Genomic DNA, 1,464 nt, shown 5'->3' with positions numbered 1-1,464 from the left:
GCACGAAATCGGGCTCGCGCCCGGGCCGCAGGCCGAGTAGATCAGCGATCGGGCTGCAGGGCCGTCCTGGCATCTGGTACTGATATGTGAAGGCCAATGCTCAATCAGTTCACTTATCTGCACGTCGAGTTCACGAGGCAGGAGCTGCACATCATGAGCATGCTTACGTCCCGCACAGCCGCCCTGGCCACCGCCGTGGCCATGGCCGCCGCCCTGGCCACGGGGGTGGCGCCGTCGGCGGTTGCCGACACCGCCACGGGCCCCACACCCGTACTGCTACCGACCCCGGACAGCACTTACCAGAGCGAGCCGACCGGGGTGAACGCCGACGGCGTCGTCGTCGGGGACGTGACCCTGGGCGACCCGTCCACCGGGCAGCCCCTCACCCACCACGCCGTCCGATGGGACGCGGACCTCACGGACACCCTGCTCGACCCGCTGCCCGGTGACAGCGAGGACCGGGCGATCGGCGTCGACGGCGCCGGCACGGCCGTGGGCACGTCGTGGGCGCCGGGCAGCGGCGCCCCGGTGCACGCGGTGCGCTGGGCGCCCGACGGCACCGCCACCGCCCTCGCCCCGCTGCCCGGAGACCGGAACGCCATCCCCACCGCCGTCAGCCGCACCGGCACCGTCGTCGGATACACGGGCAGCGCCCAGGGCCCGGACCACGCGGTGTCCTGGGCCCCGGACGGCACGGCCACCGCCCTGCCGCCGCTGCCCGGCGACACCGGCAGCAGGGCCCTCGGGGTCAACGGCTCCGGCACGGCCGTCGGCTACTCCTACCGCCCCGGCACCGACGGCACCATCGAGTCCCGCGCCGTGGCCTGGGGCCCGTACGGCAGCGCCGTCGCCCTCACCGGCACGGCGCCCTACCCGTCGACCCAAGCCGATCTGATCAGCGACACCGGCGCCGTGTTCGGAACCGCCCGCGACGCTCACACCGGCACGGTGTACACCTCCCTCACCTGGAACACCGACGGCTCCGTCTCGGACTTCGCGGGCAAGGAGCCGACGGCCGTGAACAGCACGGGTACGGCGGTCGGCCGGTGGAGTCTGTACCTGGCGCCGCAGGGAGTCGCCGTCAGGTGGCGTCCGAACGGCTCGGGAGAAGCCCTCTCCCCGGTGGGCGGGCCGCCCGCGCCCAACAGCATCGCCACCGCGATCAACGACGGCGGCACCGCCGTCGGCTACTTCTGGGGGCAGCCGGACGCCGACGAGTACCGGTACGCGGCCCGCTGGAACCCGGACGGGACCAGCGCCCGGCTGCCGCGGCCGCAGAACGTCGCGAACACCGCCGCGCTGTTCATCGGCAACAACGGCCTCGTCGCAGGCGTCGCGATCGGCCGGGACCAAGCCGGAGGGCCCCGGCACACGGCCATGGTCTGGAAGCCGTAGCCGCAGCGCCCGGGCCCGTGTGATCGACCGGCTCAGTTCTCACTGACGGCCACAGGCATCGGGGTGGGG

Annotated in this window: 1 protein-coding gene; it reads left to right on the top strand. The window is 73.6% G+C overall.

Going from position 1 to position 1,464, the window contains the following annotated elements; translation table 11 throughout:
- Positions 1–153: 153 nt before the first annotated feature.
- Complete coding sequence (locus tag ACFU7Y_RS43915) at positions 154–1,395, top strand: hypothetical protein (protein ID WP_380772067.1); 1,242 nt, start codon at positions 154–156, stop codon at positions 1,393–1,395.
- Positions 1,396–1,464 lie beyond the last annotated feature (69 nt).

This window comes from Kitasatospora sp. NPDC057542 (assembly GCF_042801945.1).
Lineage (GTDB): Bacteria > Actinomycetota > Actinomycetes > Streptomycetales > Streptomycetaceae > Kitasatospora.
The sequence above is the reverse complement of the archived record's forward strand: the minus strand, read 5'-3'. Positions and strand labels throughout refer to the sequence as shown.

Excerpts from the sequence above, each read along its gene's own strand:
- ACFU7Y_RS43915 (WP_380772067.1), top strand. The coding sequence starts at position 154 with ATGAGCATGCTTACGTCCCGCACAGCCGCCCTGGCCACCGCCGTGGCC.